This is a genomic window from Gallaecimonas aegicerasi (assembly GCF_045291545.1).
In the GTDB taxonomy this organism is placed as follows: domain Bacteria; phylum Pseudomonadota; class Gammaproteobacteria; order Enterobacterales; family Gallaecimonadaceae; genus Gallaecimonas.
The window spans coordinates 166,486-180,846 of record NZ_CP149514.1 but is presented as its reverse complement, the minus strand read 5'-3'; the positions used below and the strand labels follow the sequence as shown (position 1 = coordinate 180,846).

Below are 14,361 nucleotides of genomic sequence, written 5' to 3'. Positions count from 1 at the left end.
AATGTTCCCCCATTACACCGAAACACAGAGACAGTTACCAGATGCTTGACCCTCACCATTTAGATTGGCACGCCATTGACACCGTATTGCTGGATATGGACGGTACGCTGCTGGATTTGCACTTTGACAATCACTTCTGGCTGGAGCGGGTACCGATGCTGCTGGCCGAGCAAGACCACATCAGCCTGGCCGCGGCCCGTGAACGCATTGAACAGGAATACGCCGCCGTATTCGGCACCCTGAACTGGTATTGCTATGACTACTGGAGTGAGCGGCTCAAGATTGATATCGACACAGCCAGCCGGGAAATACAGCATCTGATCAGCCTGCGTGACGACACCCTGCCCTTTTTGGATGCTTTGCGCCAAAGTGGCCGCCAGGTCGTACTGCTGACCAATGCCCACCCGAAAAGCCTGTCACTGAAAATTGAGCGCACCGCCCTCGATCAGCATCTGGACCGGTTAATATCGACCCACGAATACGGCGTTTCCAAAGAGTCTCAGCAACTGTGGCAAGGGGTGCAGCAGACCCTGGCTTTTAATCCTGAACGCACGCTTTTTGTCGACGATTCCCAGCCCATTCTGGAAGCCGCGCAGCGCTTTGGCATCGGCCACCTACTGGGGGTAATGAACCCGGATTCCCAGCGCCCGCACAAGCACTTCGACGGTTTTGCCGCCACCAGCGATTTTCGCACCCTGCTTAGCGACATAAAAAAACAGCCACGCTAGGTGGCCGTTTGCAGTGCCGCTGCCCACATCAGCAGCGATAAGCGCGGCTGCGGTTACAGGTTGCCTTGCTGTTCAATGGCAATTTGACCATTAGGGTTTACCTTGCCGAACAGTGCCAGGGCATCCTTGATGGCTTGCGGCTGGCTGGCCGCCGGTTGGGCAAAGCCGCGTACCTGATAGTGGCGGCCATCGAAGCGGGCTTCCAACTGTAACCCCAGGGCACCGTCATCATGGATGGCCAGATCCACAGCGCCCTTGTCGCACCCCAAATCCGCCTCGATACGGCCCAAATTAAAACCACCGTAACGGTTGGAGACACTGGCCTGTAACCACTGCGCTTTGCCGTTAAGTGCCTGACACAGCGGCTGGCCGACAGTGAACTGGCTAACCGCCAGCAAGGCTTCACCGCCAATATCACTCGGTACCGGTAAACGCACCCCCGCCAGCAGTGGTGCCACCGGCAGCCGCAGGGTCAGGTTGCTGGCACTGAGCTGGCCACCAAAACTACTGGCAAATGTGCCCTGCAAGCTGCTGCTGCCGGGGCGGGTGTGTAAGATCACCGCCAGCTTGCCGTGCAATAAGGCCAGCGGCTGAAACTGCCAGTACAGCTGCTCAAAGCGCAGGCCATTGATGCTCAGGGTAGCCGCCTGGCCCTGCCAGACAGAGCCCTGCACCTCCCCTAATTGCATGCCTTTTGGCAATGACAAGCGGCTGGTGATGACTGCCGCCGGAAATTGCCACAGCAAAGCCACGATAAAGAGCCCCAGGGCCGCCAAAGTCCAGCCAATCCGGTTCTTCATGCGCCAACCAGCTCCAAACGGCGAACCCGTATTTTGCCACTGTCTTTGGTGGTAGTTAGATCGGCCACCGCCACTTTCAGCCCCTGCTGTTCCATGCGCTGTACCCACTGGGTGAAGGTGTCAAACGCCACTTCATCTACCCAGACGCTGACACTGTTCTTACCCGGCTGTAAACGGCTGATGCTGATCCCCAGCGCACCGGCGCTGCGGGTGACTCTGTCAGTGAGGCTCGCTTGTTGCTGGCTGTCATTGCCCTGACGGCTGGCCAGGATCCGTCCGCCCTGCTCGCGCAGGTATTGCAGATCTTGCTGGCGGCTGTTGAGCTGTTGTGTAGCCTCGGCAATGGCGCCATTCAGCGGCTGCCACAGAGCAAAGTACAACAACCCCAGCACGATAAGTGGTGCAGCCCAGCGTAAAACCTGCTGATCCCGTTCCGACAGTGACTGCCAATACGCCTTGATCATGACTTACTCCTTAGTGTCAAAGTGCCACTGACACCACCGTCGACACTGCTTTGGCCGCCGGTTTCCACCTGATATTGCGCCGCCAGAGCCTGTTTGATGGCTTCAAAGCTGCCGTAGTCGGGGGCCGTTGCCAGTACCCGCAGCTCGCCCTGATTAGCGTCAAAGCGCAAACTCTGCGGGTGCAATTTACCCACTTTGGCAAAACCGGCCGCCAGGTCGTTGAGCATACTAAGCAACTGCGCATCCGTACCGCTGCCATGGCCCAGGCGGCGCAACTTGCCACGCAACTGCGCCCGCAATGCGCCGGCACTGACCAACCGCTCACCGGGGAATAACCGCTGATAATCACTGCGGATCTGACTGACCAGCACCTGCTGCTGCTGGTGCAGGCGATATAACTGCGTGACTTTACCGGCCAGGCCAACTACCAGTAAGGCGGCGGCTACCGCTGCCACCGGCCACCAGCGCCGCAGCGGTTGTTCACCACCTTGCTGGCGCTGGTAGGGGCCATGCAGCAAATCAGTACTGCTGTTGAGTGCTCCTTTGGCCAGCACTGACAGCGGCGTGTCGCCGGCCAGTTGGGTGACAGTGCAATTGACCGGCAGCCGCACATCCCCGTAGGCCTCGACTGGTTGCACATCGTCGCCAGCTAGCGGCGCCACAATAGCCTCGCTGAGTTCGGCCACTACCGTGAAGCCACGACGCTCATCGGTACGCAGCAATAGCTCACCGTCCAGGGTCATGGCTGACCAGCTCGGGGGCTGCCAGGGCAAGGCAAGAAAGTCAGGCAGCATTTTCCAGGGGGTCAGACCGGCGTCATCCAGCCAGTCCAGCCACTGCGCCATCAGCTGGTGGCTAACGGCGATGACCGAGACCTCTTCACCTTCGGCACGCAGCGTAAAGTGCAGGTTGTCGACATCATCAGCCAGGGCATCTTCGAGCATGTAAGGTACGGCTTTGAGAAATTGCCGGCCACTACCGGTTTTCTTTAGCGCACCGGTAAAAACACTTTGCCCCGGCACCAGCACCAGTAGGCGGCCATCCAGGCCGGCCAGCTGATTCAATTCCTCGGCACCGGCCAACTCACCGCTGGCCAGCACAACCTGTTCGCCTTGCGACCAGTGCAGCCAGGCGACCTTTTGTCCCGGTGCCAGTGGCAGGCGGATCACCACAAGGTTACTCACAGTCGTCCTCCAAGACGGCGCCATAGCACCGTCAGGTTATTGTTATCATTCTTTTTCAGCGCACTTTCCATATAGGCTGGGCGGCCCTGAAAGCGCCCCTCAAGCTGCACAAAAAAGCGGTCGGACTTGATCACGATACTCTCCTGTGCACCCGCTTGCAGATTATGTAACTTGCTCACCGCCGGGTCCTGCCAGAAGGCCTCTTTGCTGGCATAACCTTTGGCTGGCCGCGATGCCAGCACCGCCTCGGCACTGTCCAGCGGCATCGGCGTCAGCAGTGCCGCCAGCAGCGCCGCCTTGTTAGCTGGCAAGGTGTTGATATTCAGCTGGTTACTGGCGTTATCCAGGACGCAGACATCCGGGGCAATTTTTTGATATAGCTCGGCGCTGACGCCTTTGACCATGCGCAGTTCTGACTTGTCAGTCATGGGGCCATTGGCAGCCAGATAAGGCACTTTATGCCCCTGATATTCAGCATCTTCTGCGCCCAGGCTGCTTTGCAGGCGGTCGTCTGCATCCAGCCAGTCAGCCAGCGAGGCGGCAATGGTCTCAGCTTGGTAGCGGTCAATGCCCTGCAGGGTCAGCAAGGCAATAAATTGCGCTTTATGTGCTTTGACGTCCTGTTCGTTGCCCGCCAAGCTGTTGAGGTTAAAACAGTTACGGCCATCCACAATGCGCCCGGCAATACTGCCGCCCGGCACCGGGAATTTCTGTGCCTTGCTCCAGTCGCCACCGGCCACCAAGATGCCGTCATCTTTTTTCAGCAGCCGGTGCAGTGCCAGGCGGGCATAGGCCTCCCCCGACAGGGCATAAAAGTACGCCTGATGTTCGCCTATCTGGTTACCGGTGCGGCGGATGTTGATACCAAGGCGGTTAGCCATATTGGCCGCCAGCACCACAATGATGGCCAGCACCAGCAGCACCGTGATCAGCGCTACGCCCCGTTGCCTTCTCACAGGCCCCCCTTGCCATTGGGCACAGGCTGCCGGGCCGTACGTGGGCTGTTACTGCCATCGGCCGGCGTCTGTTGCTGGCGGCCACGCTGGCGCACGCCCTGACCACCGGCAATGGCAAAGCGCCGTTCAATCTTGCCATAGTCCTTGAGTGTCACCGTCAGGGATATCGCCACAGGCAAAGTCCCCGCCGACCAGCTTTTCAGCCAGCTTTTGCCGTCGAAGTAGCGCACCGTAAATGCCGATACCTTGGTCAGCAACACCATGGTTTGGGGTTCACGGCCAACTTCCGGGTCCGGATAAAAGTAATATTGCTTGATCAGCTGGTGGTCTTTGAGGTGGTAGCTGGCCAGCTGCACTTCACTGCGGGGCAAGATAGCGCCGGGGTTCTGCCAGCCGCGGCGGGTAAAAATCACCGCGTCACCATCGCCTCCTAGCAACTGATAACCGCCTTTGAGCACCGCTTGTTGTTTTTCGCCATCGGGGAAGCGCACCGTACGGTTGGTCAGTTGCAGCATGTCGCGCTCGATGGTCAGCATCGCCTGCTGCAACTGCGCCAGGCGCGCGGACGCTGATTCGCTGCGCTTGTCGGCGGTCATCACCTGATTGAGCACCTGATAGGCGGCCAGGCCAATAAAGGCAAAAATCGCCATGGCCACCAAGACTTCAATGAGCGTAAAGCCTTGCGCTTTGCCCCCTGGCGTACGCTGGCGCGGGTAAAGGCTCATTTGCCGGACTCCAGATAGAGCCGCTCTACGGCTTCGGGCTGGCTGAAATCGGCATGGCGGGAAACAGACACTTCCAGTGCATAAAAGCCGTTATCGGGGGTTTTCAGTTTCTTGATACGCCAGTGCCAGTCAATGCCAGCGAGCTTTTCGACACCAGAGGCGCCATCGTCGAGCTTCTGATACTGCACATCATTGAGCTTGTTGCTGGCCACCCAGTCGGCAAAGGTTTTTTGCTCCAGTACCGACAAGCTGTGAATGTTGGCGGTGGTGGCGTTGATCACCGCAATGGCAGCAATGGCAAAGATGGCCATGGCTGCCAGCACTTCAATCAGCGTGAAACCGCGCTCGGCACCGGCCTTTACCATGACACCGCCCCGTCAGACCACGGCGCCGCCTCGGTGTCGTCAATGTTCAGCTGGCCACTGGCCATGCCCTTGATACAGCGGGCCGCGTAGTCATTGGGATTGCCGCCAGCCAATACTTGCGTATCACCGTCCGGGCCATTTTGCCGGGCCCGGTCATAGACTCGATACAAGCACAGCCGAAACGGCAGCACTTCCCCCGAGGGTAAAAAGAACAGATGCGGGGTCAGGCGTTTGGCTTTTTTATCCCGGTCGTTGCTGTTGTTGTCATCCTGCTGGGCCAGAGCATCTTCCGGGATCAGGCTTTCGCCCTGATCCAGGCCGTCCAGTTGCAAGCTGCCGTGGATGGCCGGCTGGCTCTGCCAGTTTTTCAGCACGCCATCGTCGTTCAGAGCCACCCAGGCACCTTTCGGGCCATCGCTGTCTTCTTCACTGCCCGGCGCCGCGGCATTGGGGTCGTAGCGCATCACTTCAATGCCGCCGTCATGGCGAAACTTGATGCCCAATACGGCAGAGCGCATGATCGCTTCGTCATGCAGCAACTGCAGCCGCGCCTGCCAGCGTTCTGTCGCCTGCTGTACCAGCGTGCCGGCATTGTGGCCGCCCATGGACAAGGTCACCATGGACACCATCAACCCCACCAGCAGCAGCACTACCAGTATTTCAATCAGGGTAAAACCGCGGCTCGCCGGTACCGACATGGTTACTTCTGGAAGTCCTTGAGGTTCCAGTTACCAATGTCTGCATTAAGATCCTTGCCCCCTTCCTGGCCGTCGGCACCAAGGGTAAAGAGGTCGTATTTACCGTGCTCGCCCGGGTTCAGGTAGATGTAGTCACGGCCCCAGGGATCTTTGGGCAGGCGCTTGATATAGCCACCATCGCGCCAGTTACGCGGCGCCGGCACCGGTTTTTCAACCAGCGCTTGCAGGCCCTGCTCAGTGGTCGGCAGGGTGCTGTTGTCGAGGTAGTACATTTCCAGCGCTGACTCCAGGCCGCTGATATCCGCTACCGCTTTTTGCACCATGGCCTTGTCTTTGTTGCCCAGCACATTGGGGGCAACGATGGCGATCAACATGCCAATGATCACCACCACCACCATGATTTCAATCAGCGTAAAGCCTTGTTGTTTTTTCATATCGACTCCCGGTGGTTAGGCCACCATGTTGTTCATTTCCAAAATGGGTTGAAGAATAGAAATAATGATAAAGAAAACGATGCTGGCCATACCCACCACCATCGCCGGCGTGAGGATCCCCAGAGCCACGGTCACCAGGTTGGAAAATTCCCGATCCTGGTTGTCGGCCGCCCGTTCCAGCATGGTGGTCAGCTCCCCTGACTGCTCGCCGGAGGCGATCATGTGCAACATCATCGGCGGGAACAGCTTGGTCTGGGTCAATGCCTGGCGCAGGCTGGCCCCCTCACGCACCTTGGCCGTGGCATTACTGATAGCGTCTTGCATGACGGTGTTAGTAAGCACTTCGCCACTGATGCGCATGCCATCCAACAGCGGTACCGCCGAGGCCGAGCAAATGGCCAGGGTGCGGGCAAAACGGGCGGTATTCACCCCCCGCACCACTTTGCCGAGCATTGGTAGTCGCATCATCAGGCCATGAACCCGGGTGCGAAACCCCGGCCGCAGCATGGCCCGGGAAAAAACCACACCGGCGATGATAAGCCCCGCCAGCAGTAACAGCCCCCAGTGCTGCAAAAAGTCGGCGGCCGCAATCAAAAAACGGGTACTGGCTGGCAGCGTGGCGTTCATATGCTGAAACTGGCCAACCACTTTCGGCACCACTGTGGTCAGCAGCAGGTAAACAACGCCAATGGCCACCAGTGTCAGCACTATCGGGTAGATCATCGCCTGCTGAATTTTCTGGCCCACCTGCTGGCGCTGTTCGGTGTAATCGGCCAGGCGGTTCAGCACTGTATCCAGATGCCCGGACTTTTCACCGGCCGAGACCATGGCGCAAAACAGTTCATCAAAAACGTGGGGAAATTCCGCCATGGAATCGGCCAGGGTGTAACCTTCCACGACTTTAGAGCGCACTGACAGCAAGATCCGTTTCAGGCGCGGTTTTTCCGTTTGTTCAGCCACCGCCTTGAGGCACTCTTCCAGCGGCAAGGCCGATTGCACCAGTGTGGCTAACTGGCGGGTGATCAAGGCCAGATCAGGCACCGACACCTTGCGGGCAAAGCTAAAGCCTTTGCTGCGGCCCTGCGCCTGCTCTTTTTGTACTGTGGCTTCCAGGCTGACCGGCATCAGACCCTGTTCACGCAGCAGCCCGCGGGCGCCGCGGGCGGTGTCTGCTTCAATCAGCCCTTTTTTTTGTTTCCCGCGGCCATCCAGAGCCACGTATTCAAAGGCGGCCATCAGTCCTCCCGGGTCACACGCAGCACTTCCTCAAGGGAAGTGACACCCGCCAGCACTTTACTGAAACCGTCGTCACGAATGCTGGGCACCACTTTGCGCACCTGTTTGACCAGCGCCTGCTCGCCTCTGCCGTTGTGAATAAGCTCGCGCAGCTTCTCATCAATGACGATAAATTCATGGATGCCAGTACGGCCGCGATAACCGGTTTGATTGCAGTGTTCACAACCACGCGGGTGATACAGGGTGAGTTTTTTGTCTTCAACACCCAGCAGCTCCCGTTCGGCCTTGGATGCCTGATAAGGCTCCCGGCAGGCCGGGCACAGCCGCCGCACCAGCCGCTGCGCCAACACCCCCAGCAGTGAGCTGGAGATCAAAAACGGCTCCACGCCCATGTCTTCTAAACGGGTAATGGCACCGGCGGCGGTATTGGTGTGCAGAGTCGACAGCACCAGGTGGCCGGTCAGCGACGCCTGCACGGCAATTTGCGCGGTTTCCAGGTCACGAATTTCCCCCACCATCACCACATCCGGGTCCTGACGCAAAATCGCACGCAGGCCACGGGCAAAGGTCATATCGACTTTCGGGTTTACCTGCGTCTGGCCAATGCCTTCGAGGTCAAATTCAATGGGGTCTTCAACGGTGAGAATATTGCGATCCTTGGCGTTGATATCAGACAGCCCGGCATACAGGGTGGTGGATTTACCAGAGCCGGTAGGGCCGGTGACCAGAATGATACCGTGCGGCTTGCGAATGAGCGCCTCAAAGGGTTCGCGCACCGATGGCGTCATACCCAAATCGGCCAAATCCAGCCGCACCGCATTTTTATCCAGCAAACGCAGTACCACCCGCTCACCATGGTTAGAGGGCATGGTCGATACCCGCACATCAACGGCGCGGCCAGCAATACGCAGGCCGATACGGCCATCCTGCGGCACCCGCTTCTCGGCGATGTCCATTTTCGACATGACCTTGATCCGCGACACCAGCAGGTTGGCCAGTTTACGGCTGGGCTTGAGGACTTCTTTGAGCACCCCGTCAACGCGAAAACGTACCACCAGCGCCTGTTCGAAGGTTTCGATATGAATATCCGAGGCCCCTTCTTTGATGGCTTCAGACAGCAGGGCATTAATCAGCCGGATCACCGGCGCATCGTCGTCGGAGTCCAGCAGATCTTCGGTTTGTGGCAGCTCTTCGGCCAGGGCGTTTAAGTCCAGGTCAGCGCCGATGTCTTCCATCAATTGCCGGGCAGCGCTGGAGTCACGCTGATAGGCGGCAACCAGTTGCTCTTCAAAGTCGTGGCTGTTGAGCAGCGTCGGGGCAATGCTGCGCCCCAGTGCCCGCCAGGCCTCCAACAAGGCTGCCGGCGCCGCCCCTTCGCGCACGTAAAAATGCTCCTCTGCCAGCAGTACGCCGTGGCGTTTGGCAAAAGCAAAGGGTAACCGGCCAGCGGCCAGTTCCTGTTCGGGGCTCAGCTCGGCGGCGTCTTCTGGGGTGCCGTCCGGGGTCAATACCGGGTCAGTCATTCATCTTGGCCTGTTGTTTTTTCAGCAGGTACTTCACCAGACTCGGTGGCTTGGCCAGGCTGTCATCCCAGGCCGGCATGGACGGCTGATCCATAAACGGCATCAGGCTGATGCCTTCTTCACGGCGTTTTTCCTGCTCGTTACGGATCAGGTTGTATTTGTCACGGCTCAGATCACGCATACCCTGGGCATCCCGCACAATGGTGGGGTGAATGAACACCATCAGGGTGCGCTTGCGTTTGGAGGTCGACGTTGAGCTGAACAGATTGCCCAAGAACGGAATGTCACCCAGCAGCGGCACCTTGGACTTGGACTGCTGCACGTCTTCGTCAATCAGACCACCAAGCACAATGGTGTCACCGTTATCGACCATCACCGTGGTCTTCACTTTGCGCTTGTTCAAGGTGATATCAACCGGTGTATTACCGGCCCGGCTGGACACTTCCTGATCAATATCCAGCTGCACCGAGTCACCCTTGTTGATTTGCGGGGTGACATTCAGCTTCACACCCAGCTGTTCCCGCTGAATGGTCTGGAAAGGGTTGGAGTTATTGGAGCTGGGGGTGGAGCCGGTCAGCAATGGCACATCTTCACCGGCTACAAAGGAGGCTTCTTTGTTGTCCAGGGTAGTAACCGACGGGGTCGACAGAATATTGGCCTTGGTGTCGGTACTGACCGCTTGCACGATAGCTCCCCAGTCGTTGCGAATAACGCCCCACATGGCGCCATTGGCACTGCCCAGGATCTGCGCCAGCAAGGTGTAATCGCCCTTGGTGTCAGGAGTTGAACTGGTGGTGGTGGAGCCATCTTGCGAAACGATAGTCGTACTGGTGCCTTTTTGCCCTTCTGCCGCCAGCGCCGCGGCCCCAACCCGGGTCAGGCTGGGGAAACTACCGGTAGAAAACTGCTGTAAACCGTACTTTTTCGACACCCACTGCACACCCAGATCGGTGCCGTCGCCGTCATAGATTTCAACAATCATCGCTTCCACGTGCACCTGGGCGCGGCGGATGTCCAGCTTGTTGACCACCTTCACCAGCGAGTCAATCATGTCCGGCTGGCCGGAAATCACCAGTGAGTTGGTGTCTTCGTGGGCTTCGATTGAGATCTCATCGCCACGGCGGGCAGTGGCCGCTTTACCCTGATTTTTCGGGTCATCAGCTTCCATGGATTTCGACACGCCCTTGAGCACGTCAACCATGTCTTTGGCCTTGGCGTATTGCAGGTAAATTACCCGGGTATTGCCGGTGTTACCGGAGTCGGTATCCAGCTCATGGATAGTTTTGGCAATACGGGCCCGGGCTTTTTCTTCGCCGGAAATCAGCACCGAGTTAGTACGGGCATCCGCCACCACTTTCACCGCCAGCGGGCTACGCTGGTTCTGGTTGCGGCCACTGTTGCTGTTGAGGTTATCAATCATGTCCACCACCTGGCTGGCGGAGGCATGCTTGAGTTTCACTACCTGCACTTCCTGATCACCGGCTTTATCGGCCCGGCGCACAATCTGGTCAATGCGGTCTACCACGGCGCTGCGGCCGGTAACCAACAGCACATTGGAGTCATCGTAATGGGTGACGTTACCACCACCGGCATTGTCGACCAGCTGGCGCAAGATCGGTGACAGCTCCCGCACCGGCACGTTATGCACCTGAATCACCCGGGTGATCATCTGGTCGCCGCTTTTGTCCTTGAAGTTCTTCGACACCACCGGAATGGCGCCGTTTTTAGCATCCTTGGACTTAACGACTTTCAGCACGCCATTGGGCATTTCAACCACCGCAAAGCCGTATACATCCAGCACATTCTGGAAGAAGCCGTAGTACTCCTTGGCGGTCATCTGCTGATAAGAGCGCACATCAATTTTGCCGCGCACAGAGGGGTCGACAATGATGGTCTTTTTCAGTACCGCCGCCGCCGTAGAAATAAACTCATGAATATCAGTATCTTTGAACTGGGCGGAATAAGTGCCTTGCTCGGCGCTAACCGGCAGGCTAATAACAGGGCCAGCCAGCAGGGCCAGCATCAATGCAGCAGCCAGCGTCGGCCGCGAGCCGTTTCGGCGAACCATCTTTTTTCCTTTGTTCTGGTTGGTTACGGTCATGGCGCAATCTTCACGTTAATGGTGAGGTCCTGGCCTCCCCTGACCAGGCTCAGCTCCAGCTCCTGGAGCTGGCTCAGTTGATTCATCACGGTCATCGCCTGGGCCGGGTCGCTCAGGGCATGGCCATTAATGGCCGTGACAAGGTCGCCGGCCTTAAGACCCAGCGACAAAAATAAAGCGGCATCTTTGCCAGGCGCAACCTGAAAACCTTGCAGCTTGCCGCCCCGGCGAACCGGCGTAAAACGCACCATATCGCTAAGTTTCGCCGGGTCGGTTTGTACGGTTTTAATGAGCTGGGCATAGCGGCTGGCCGCCAGGCTGACATCAGCCTTACCAGAGCTACGAGCAGGGCGTGGCGGCGTAGCCAATGGCGTGTAGCGCTTGCCGTCGAGCATCAGCGCTTCGGTCTGGTTACGGTTTTCCAGCAACAGCCTGTCCGGCAGAATCCGCTTCACCACCGCGCCGGTGCCTTGAATGGTTTCCCCGACCCGATAAGCGGCCTGTTTACCCTGGTTTTCAATAATGGCGACGCCACTGCCGTTTTCATTCTCAGCCACCAGCCCGGTCAAGCGCAGGTTCAGGCGCGTTTGCGGGGCATCCAGGGCCACGGCCGCAGCAGCCGGTGCATTATTGCTGTTGGCGGTACCAAACAGCGGGTGCGCTTTTAGCGCAGACAAATTCACTGGCGCATTAGCACTGCTGGCCGCTGTCGGCACCCAGGGAACGGGCTTCGGTAATGGCGTCAGCCACTGCCAGACGAGTGCCGCCAGTTGCCATATGGCTACGGCGGCCAGAGCCAGTGTCAGCAGGCGCCGTATTGTTTTCTCAGGGAGGCGGCCGGTGAGCGAACCCGCGCGCGTCAGTAGATGTGTCGATGTCATTGTCATAACAGCCCGTTTTGTCGCCTTTCCCTAGCGCGAGGCTGTAACCTCTTTACAATATCAAACGCACCGATTGTGCCAGAATTGTCGCCGCTTGGTGTTATCAAAGTGTGACTGTTTATCTTCAGCCCCACATCAATGACTTAAGGTCGCAAGTTGGGCGCCAACTTGCAATAGCCCAAACGGGGCAAACATCACACAAATACGCCTTGCCAGCCGCAGGAGTGATGAAAAGATGAGCGATCAGCAAACTGATACAAGGGTAAGACTTGATAAATGGCTTTGGGCCGCCCGTTTTTATAAAACCCGGGCCGTTGCCCGGGCGCAAGTTGAAGGCGGCAAAGTGCACTACGATGGCCAGCGCTCCAAACCCTCGAAAATGGTTGAGGTTGGGGCGCGCATATTGCTGCGCACCGGCTTTGATGAGCGGGAGGTAATAGTGCAGGCACTGAGCGATAAACGCGGCCCGGCAGCGGTAGCACAAACCTTATATGAAGAAACAACACAGAGTGTCGAAAAAAGAGCCAAAAATGCCGAGGCACGAAAGCTCAATGCCCTGTACAATCCGCACCCCGACAGCAAACCGGACAAAAAACAGCGCCGGCAGCTACGCGATTTCAAACACCAGGAGTAACCCATGGCCCAGGATCAGCTGTACCGCTTCCTCTTTGAAGAAGGCCAGGTCAGGGGCGAGCTGGTACAGCTCGACCAGACCTTCAGCGACGTACTTGCCAACCACCACTACCCGGCCCCCGTTAAACGCCTGCTGGGCGAACTGATGGTGGCCACCAGCCTGCTTACCGCCACCTTGAAATTTGAAGGCGAAATTGCCGTGCAAGTACAAGGCAGCGGCCCGGTGACACTGCTGGTGGTCAACGGTACCCACGATCAGGTGCTGCGTGGCGTTGCCCGCTATCAGGGTGACGTACCCGAGAGCAACCTGCACGCCCAGGTGGGCAAGGGCCACCTGGTGATCACCATCACCCCCAAAGAAGGGGAACGCTATCAGGGCGTGGTAGGCCTCGAGGGCGATACCCTGGCCCAGGTACTGGAAGGCTACTTTGCCAACTCCGAGCAGCTCCCTACCCGGCTATGGCTGCAAGAAGGCAATGATAAAGCCGCCGGCATGTTGTTGCAGGTGATGCCCGCCGGCAAGGAAGACGCCGACTTTGAGCACCTCACCACCCTGACCGACACCATCAAGGCCGAAGAATTACTGGAGCTGGAGGCGACCGAGGTATTGCACCGCCTTTACCACCAGGAGCAAGTACGGCTGTTCGACCCACAGCCGGTGCGTTTTGCCTGTACCTGCTCACGCCAGCGCTGTGAAGGCGCACTACTGTCTATGGGGAAAGCCGAGGTTGACACCTTGCTCGCCGAAGAAGGCGGCAAAATTGCCATGGACTGTGAATATTGCCGTAAGCAATACGCGTTTGACGCTGTGGATGTTGCCGGCCTGTTCAACGGTGCTACCGACAGCCCGGACAGCCAGCAATAAAAAAGGCGGCCAGCAATGGCCGCCTTTTTTCTACCGGTAAAATTCCCTCAACGCCCTGCTTCGCGGATCATCGCCGCCGTAGCAGCCAGTTCGGCGTCATCAGCTCGCTGGCAGTCGTGGGATGACAGGTAGCCTTCATAACGCTCGAAAAAATAGTCCTGCCGGTTTTCAATCAGCTGAAAATCGGCGTTATTGCCGGTGCCATGCATCGGGAACAGCTTACTGTGCAGGTGGTCAACGCCATAACCTTCGAAGAACATACCGGTACGGCCCACGTCATCGAAGGCTTGGTCTAACAGTAACGCCACCTTTTTGGTAGCCAGCAGCAGCCCCGTTAAGACCTCATCGGATTGTGCAAAAGCATAGCTGCCGTGATGAGCCTTGGGGATCACCACGGTAAAGCCTCGGGTGTTGGGGAAAATGGATAAAAACGCCAGATGCTGGTCGTCTTCCCACACTTTATGGCACGGCATCTTGCCGGCCACAATGTCACAAAAGATACAGTTCATAGTGGCGTTGTTTCCTAAAATCCAGTGAGCCACTCTGCCAGTCCATGATCCGATCCTCAACGTATTGAAGTAGAGAATCATGGGCCAAGTCGAGCATTCAATCAGCTACTGGGCAAATACAGCCGCACTTTGAGCAATCGTGGGAAAATCCTCTATCACCAACGGTCAAACGCGGAAATAGCCAGCTTGCTGAAGCCCTGGCTGGGGTGAAGGTGATGAAGAAAAACGCTGGGCCTCGGCATGCCTGTTCGCCAGGTCA

At 57.8% G+C, this 14,361-nt stretch carries 16 protein-coding genes; 3 read left to right on the top strand and 13 right to left on the bottom strand.

Annotated features, from left to right (window positions below; all coding sequences use genetic code 11):
* The first annotated feature begins 41 nt into the window (after positions 1 to 41).
* Positions 42 to 728: a GMP/IMP nucleotidase gene (gene yrfG / locus WDB70_RS00845; RefSeq protein WP_406665683.1), complete on the top strand. Its 687-nt coding sequence runs from the start codon at positions 42 to 44 to the stop codon at positions 726 to 728.
* A 53-nt stretch (positions 729 to 781) separates the two neighbouring features.
* Here yrfG and WDB70_RS00840 read toward each other — a convergent pair whose 3' ends face one another.
* Genes WDB70_RS00840 through gspC form a run of 12 tightly spaced genes read right to left on the bottom strand, consistent with a single transcriptional unit; the run spans position 782 to position 12,101 of the window.
* The gene (locus tag WDB70_RS00840; RefSeq protein ID WP_406665682.1) at positions 782 to 1,528 is read right to left on the bottom strand and encodes a type II secretion system protein N; all 747 of its coding nucleotides are present in this window, start codon (positions 1,526 to 1,528) and stop codon (positions 782 to 784) included.
* Positions 1,525 to 1,992, bottom strand: coding sequence for a type II secretion system protein GspM (gene gspM / locus WDB70_RS00835; protein WP_406665680.1), 468 nt, complete (start codon positions 1,990 to 1,992; stop codon positions 1,525 to 1,527). The genes WDB70_RS00840 and gspM overlap by 4 nt, the downstream gene beginning before the upstream one ends.
* Positions 1,989 to 3,176 (bottom strand): type II secretion system protein GspL, encoded by a 1,188-nt coding sequence (gspL, locus tag WDB70_RS00830; RefSeq protein ID WP_406665678.1) that lies wholly within the window; start codon positions 3,174 to 3,176, stop codon positions 1,989 to 1,991. The genes gspM and gspL overlap by 4 nt, the downstream gene beginning before the upstream one ends.
* Positions 3,173 to 4,132, bottom strand: a complete 960-nt coding sequence (gene gspK, locus WDB70_RS00825; RefSeq protein WP_406665676.1) for a type II secretion system minor pseudopilin GspK — start codon at positions 4,130 to 4,132, stop codon at positions 3,173 to 3,175. The genes gspL and gspK overlap by 4 nt, the downstream gene beginning before the upstream one ends.
* Complete coding sequence (gene gspJ / locus WDB70_RS00820; protein WP_406665674.1) at positions 4,129 to 4,857, bottom strand: type II secretion system minor pseudopilin GspJ; 729 nt, start codon at positions 4,855 to 4,857, stop codon at positions 4,129 to 4,131. Before gspJ ends, gspK begins: the two co-directional genes overlap by 4 nt.
* Positions 4,854 to 5,222, bottom strand: coding sequence for a type II secretion system minor pseudopilin GspI (gene gspI / locus WDB70_RS00815; RefSeq protein ID WP_406665672.1), 369 nt, complete (start codon positions 5,220 to 5,222; stop codon positions 4,854 to 4,856). The genes gspJ and gspI overlap by 4 nt, the downstream gene beginning before the upstream one ends.
* Positions 5,216 to 5,920 (bottom strand): type II secretion system minor pseudopilin GspH, encoded by a 705-nt coding sequence (gene gspH / locus WDB70_RS00810; RefSeq protein WP_406665670.1) that lies wholly within the window; start codon positions 5,918 to 5,920, stop codon positions 5,216 to 5,218. The genes gspI and gspH overlap by 7 nt, the downstream gene beginning before the upstream one ends.
* Positions 5,921 to 5,922: 2 nt before the next feature.
* Positions 5,923 to 6,354: a type II secretion system major pseudopilin GspG gene (gene gspG, locus WDB70_RS00805; protein WP_406665668.1), complete on the bottom strand. Its 432-nt coding sequence runs from the start codon at positions 6,352 to 6,354 to the stop codon at positions 5,923 to 5,925.
* Between the two features lie 15 nt (positions 6,355 to 6,369).
* Positions 6,370 to 7,590, bottom strand: coding sequence for a type II secretion system inner membrane protein GspF (gene gspF, locus WDB70_RS00800; RefSeq protein WP_406665666.1), 1,221 nt, complete (start codon positions 7,588 to 7,590; stop codon positions 6,370 to 6,372).
* Positions 7,590 to 9,113 carry a type II secretion system ATPase GspE gene (gspE, locus tag WDB70_RS00795; RefSeq protein ID WP_406665664.1) on the bottom strand — a complete coding sequence of 508 codons (1,524 nt, stop codon included), beginning with the start codon at positions 9,111 to 9,113 and terminating at the stop codon, positions 7,590 to 7,592. Before gspE ends, gspF begins: the two co-directional genes overlap by 1 nt.
* Positions 9,106 to 11,181 (bottom strand): type II secretion system secretin GspD, encoded by a 2,076-nt coding sequence (gene gspD, locus WDB70_RS00790; protein ID WP_406665662.1) that lies wholly within the window; start codon positions 11,179 to 11,181, stop codon positions 9,106 to 9,108. Before gspD ends, gspE begins: the two co-directional genes overlap by 8 nt.
* Before the next feature lie 29 nt (positions 11,182 to 11,210).
* Positions 11,211 to 12,101: a type II secretion system protein GspC gene (gene gspC, locus WDB70_RS00785; RefSeq protein WP_406665660.1), complete on the bottom strand. Its 891-nt coding sequence runs from the start codon at positions 12,099 to 12,101 to the stop codon at positions 11,211 to 11,213.
* Between the two features lie 229 nt (positions 12,102 to 12,330).
* Here gspC and hslR point away from each other — a divergent pair, with 229 nt between their 5' ends.
* The gene (gene hslR / locus WDB70_RS00780) at positions 12,331 to 12,729 is read left to right on the top strand and encodes a ribosome-associated heat shock protein Hsp15 (protein ID WP_406665658.1); all 399 of its coding nucleotides are present in this window, start codon (positions 12,331 to 12,333) and stop codon (positions 12,727 to 12,729) included.
* A 3-nt stretch (positions 12,730 to 12,732) separates the two neighbouring features.
* Positions 12,733 to 13,593 carry an Hsp33 family molecular chaperone HslO gene (hslO, locus tag WDB70_RS00775; RefSeq protein ID WP_406665656.1) on the top strand — a complete coding sequence of 287 codons (861 nt, stop codon included), beginning with the start codon at positions 12,733 to 12,735 and terminating at the stop codon, positions 13,591 to 13,593.
* Positions 13,594 to 13,640: 47 nt separating this feature from the next.
* Here the strand turns inward: hslO and WDB70_RS00770 are convergent, their stop codons facing one another.
* Complete coding sequence (locus tag WDB70_RS00770; protein ID WP_406665654.1) at positions 13,641 to 14,102, bottom strand: HIT family protein; 462 nt, start codon at positions 14,100 to 14,102, stop codon at positions 13,641 to 13,643.
* Positions 14,103 to 14,361 lie beyond the last annotated feature (259 nt).

What these genes read in the sequence shown, in the direction of transcription:
- WDB70_RS00770 (WP_406665654.1), bottom strand. Translation starts at nt 14,102, where the DNA reads ATGAACTGTATCTTTTGTGACATTGTGGCCGGCAAGATGCCGTGCCAT.
- hslR (WP_406665658.1), top strand. Translation starts at nt 12,331, where the DNA reads ATGAGCGATCAGCAAACTGATACAAGGGTAAGACTTGATAAATGGCTT.
- gspH (WP_406665670.1), bottom strand. Translation starts at nt 5,920, where the DNA reads ATGTCGGTACCGGCGAGCCGCGGTTTTACCCTGATTGAAATACTGGTA.
- yrfG (WP_406665683.1), top strand. Translation starts at nt 42, where the DNA reads ATGCTTGACCCTCACCATTTAGATTGGCACGCCATTGACACCGTATTG.
- gspM (WP_406665680.1), bottom strand. Translation starts at nt 1,992, where the DNA reads ATGATCAAGGCGTATTGGCAGTCACTGTCGGAACGGGATCAGCAGGTT.
- gspJ (WP_406665674.1), bottom strand. Translation starts at nt 4,857, where the DNA reads ATGAGCCTTTACCCGCGCCAGCGTACGCCAGGGGGCAAAGCGCAAGGC.
- gspC (WP_406665660.1), bottom strand. Translation starts at nt 12,101, where the DNA reads ATGACAATGACATCGACACATCTACTGACGCGCGCGGGTTCGCTCACC.
- WDB70_RS00840 (WP_406665682.1), bottom strand. Translation starts at nt 1,528, where the DNA reads ATGAAGAACCGGATTGGCTGGACTTTGGCGGCCCTGGGGCTCTTTATC.
- hslO (WP_406665656.1), top strand. Translation starts at nt 12,733, where the DNA reads ATGGCCCAGGATCAGCTGTACCGCTTCCTCTTTGAAGAAGGCCAGGTC.
- gspF (WP_406665666.1), bottom strand. Translation starts at nt 7,590, where the DNA reads ATGGCCGCCTTTGAATACGTGGCTCTGGATGGCCGCGGGAAACAAAAA.
- gspD (WP_406665662.1), bottom strand. Translation starts at nt 11,181, where the DNA reads ATGGTTCGCCGAAACGGCTCGCGGCCGACGCTGGCTGCTGCATTGATG.
- gspI (WP_406665672.1), bottom strand. Translation starts at nt 5,222, where the DNA reads ATGGTAAAGGCCGGTGCCGAGCGCGGTTTCACGCTGATTGAAGTGCTG.
- gspE (WP_406665664.1), bottom strand. Translation starts at nt 9,113, where the DNA reads ATGACTGACCCGGTATTGACCCCGGACGGCACCCCAGAAGACGCCGCC.
- gspG (WP_406665668.1), bottom strand. Translation starts at nt 6,354, where the DNA reads ATGAAAAAACAACAAGGCTTTACGCTGATTGAAATCATGGTGGTGGTG.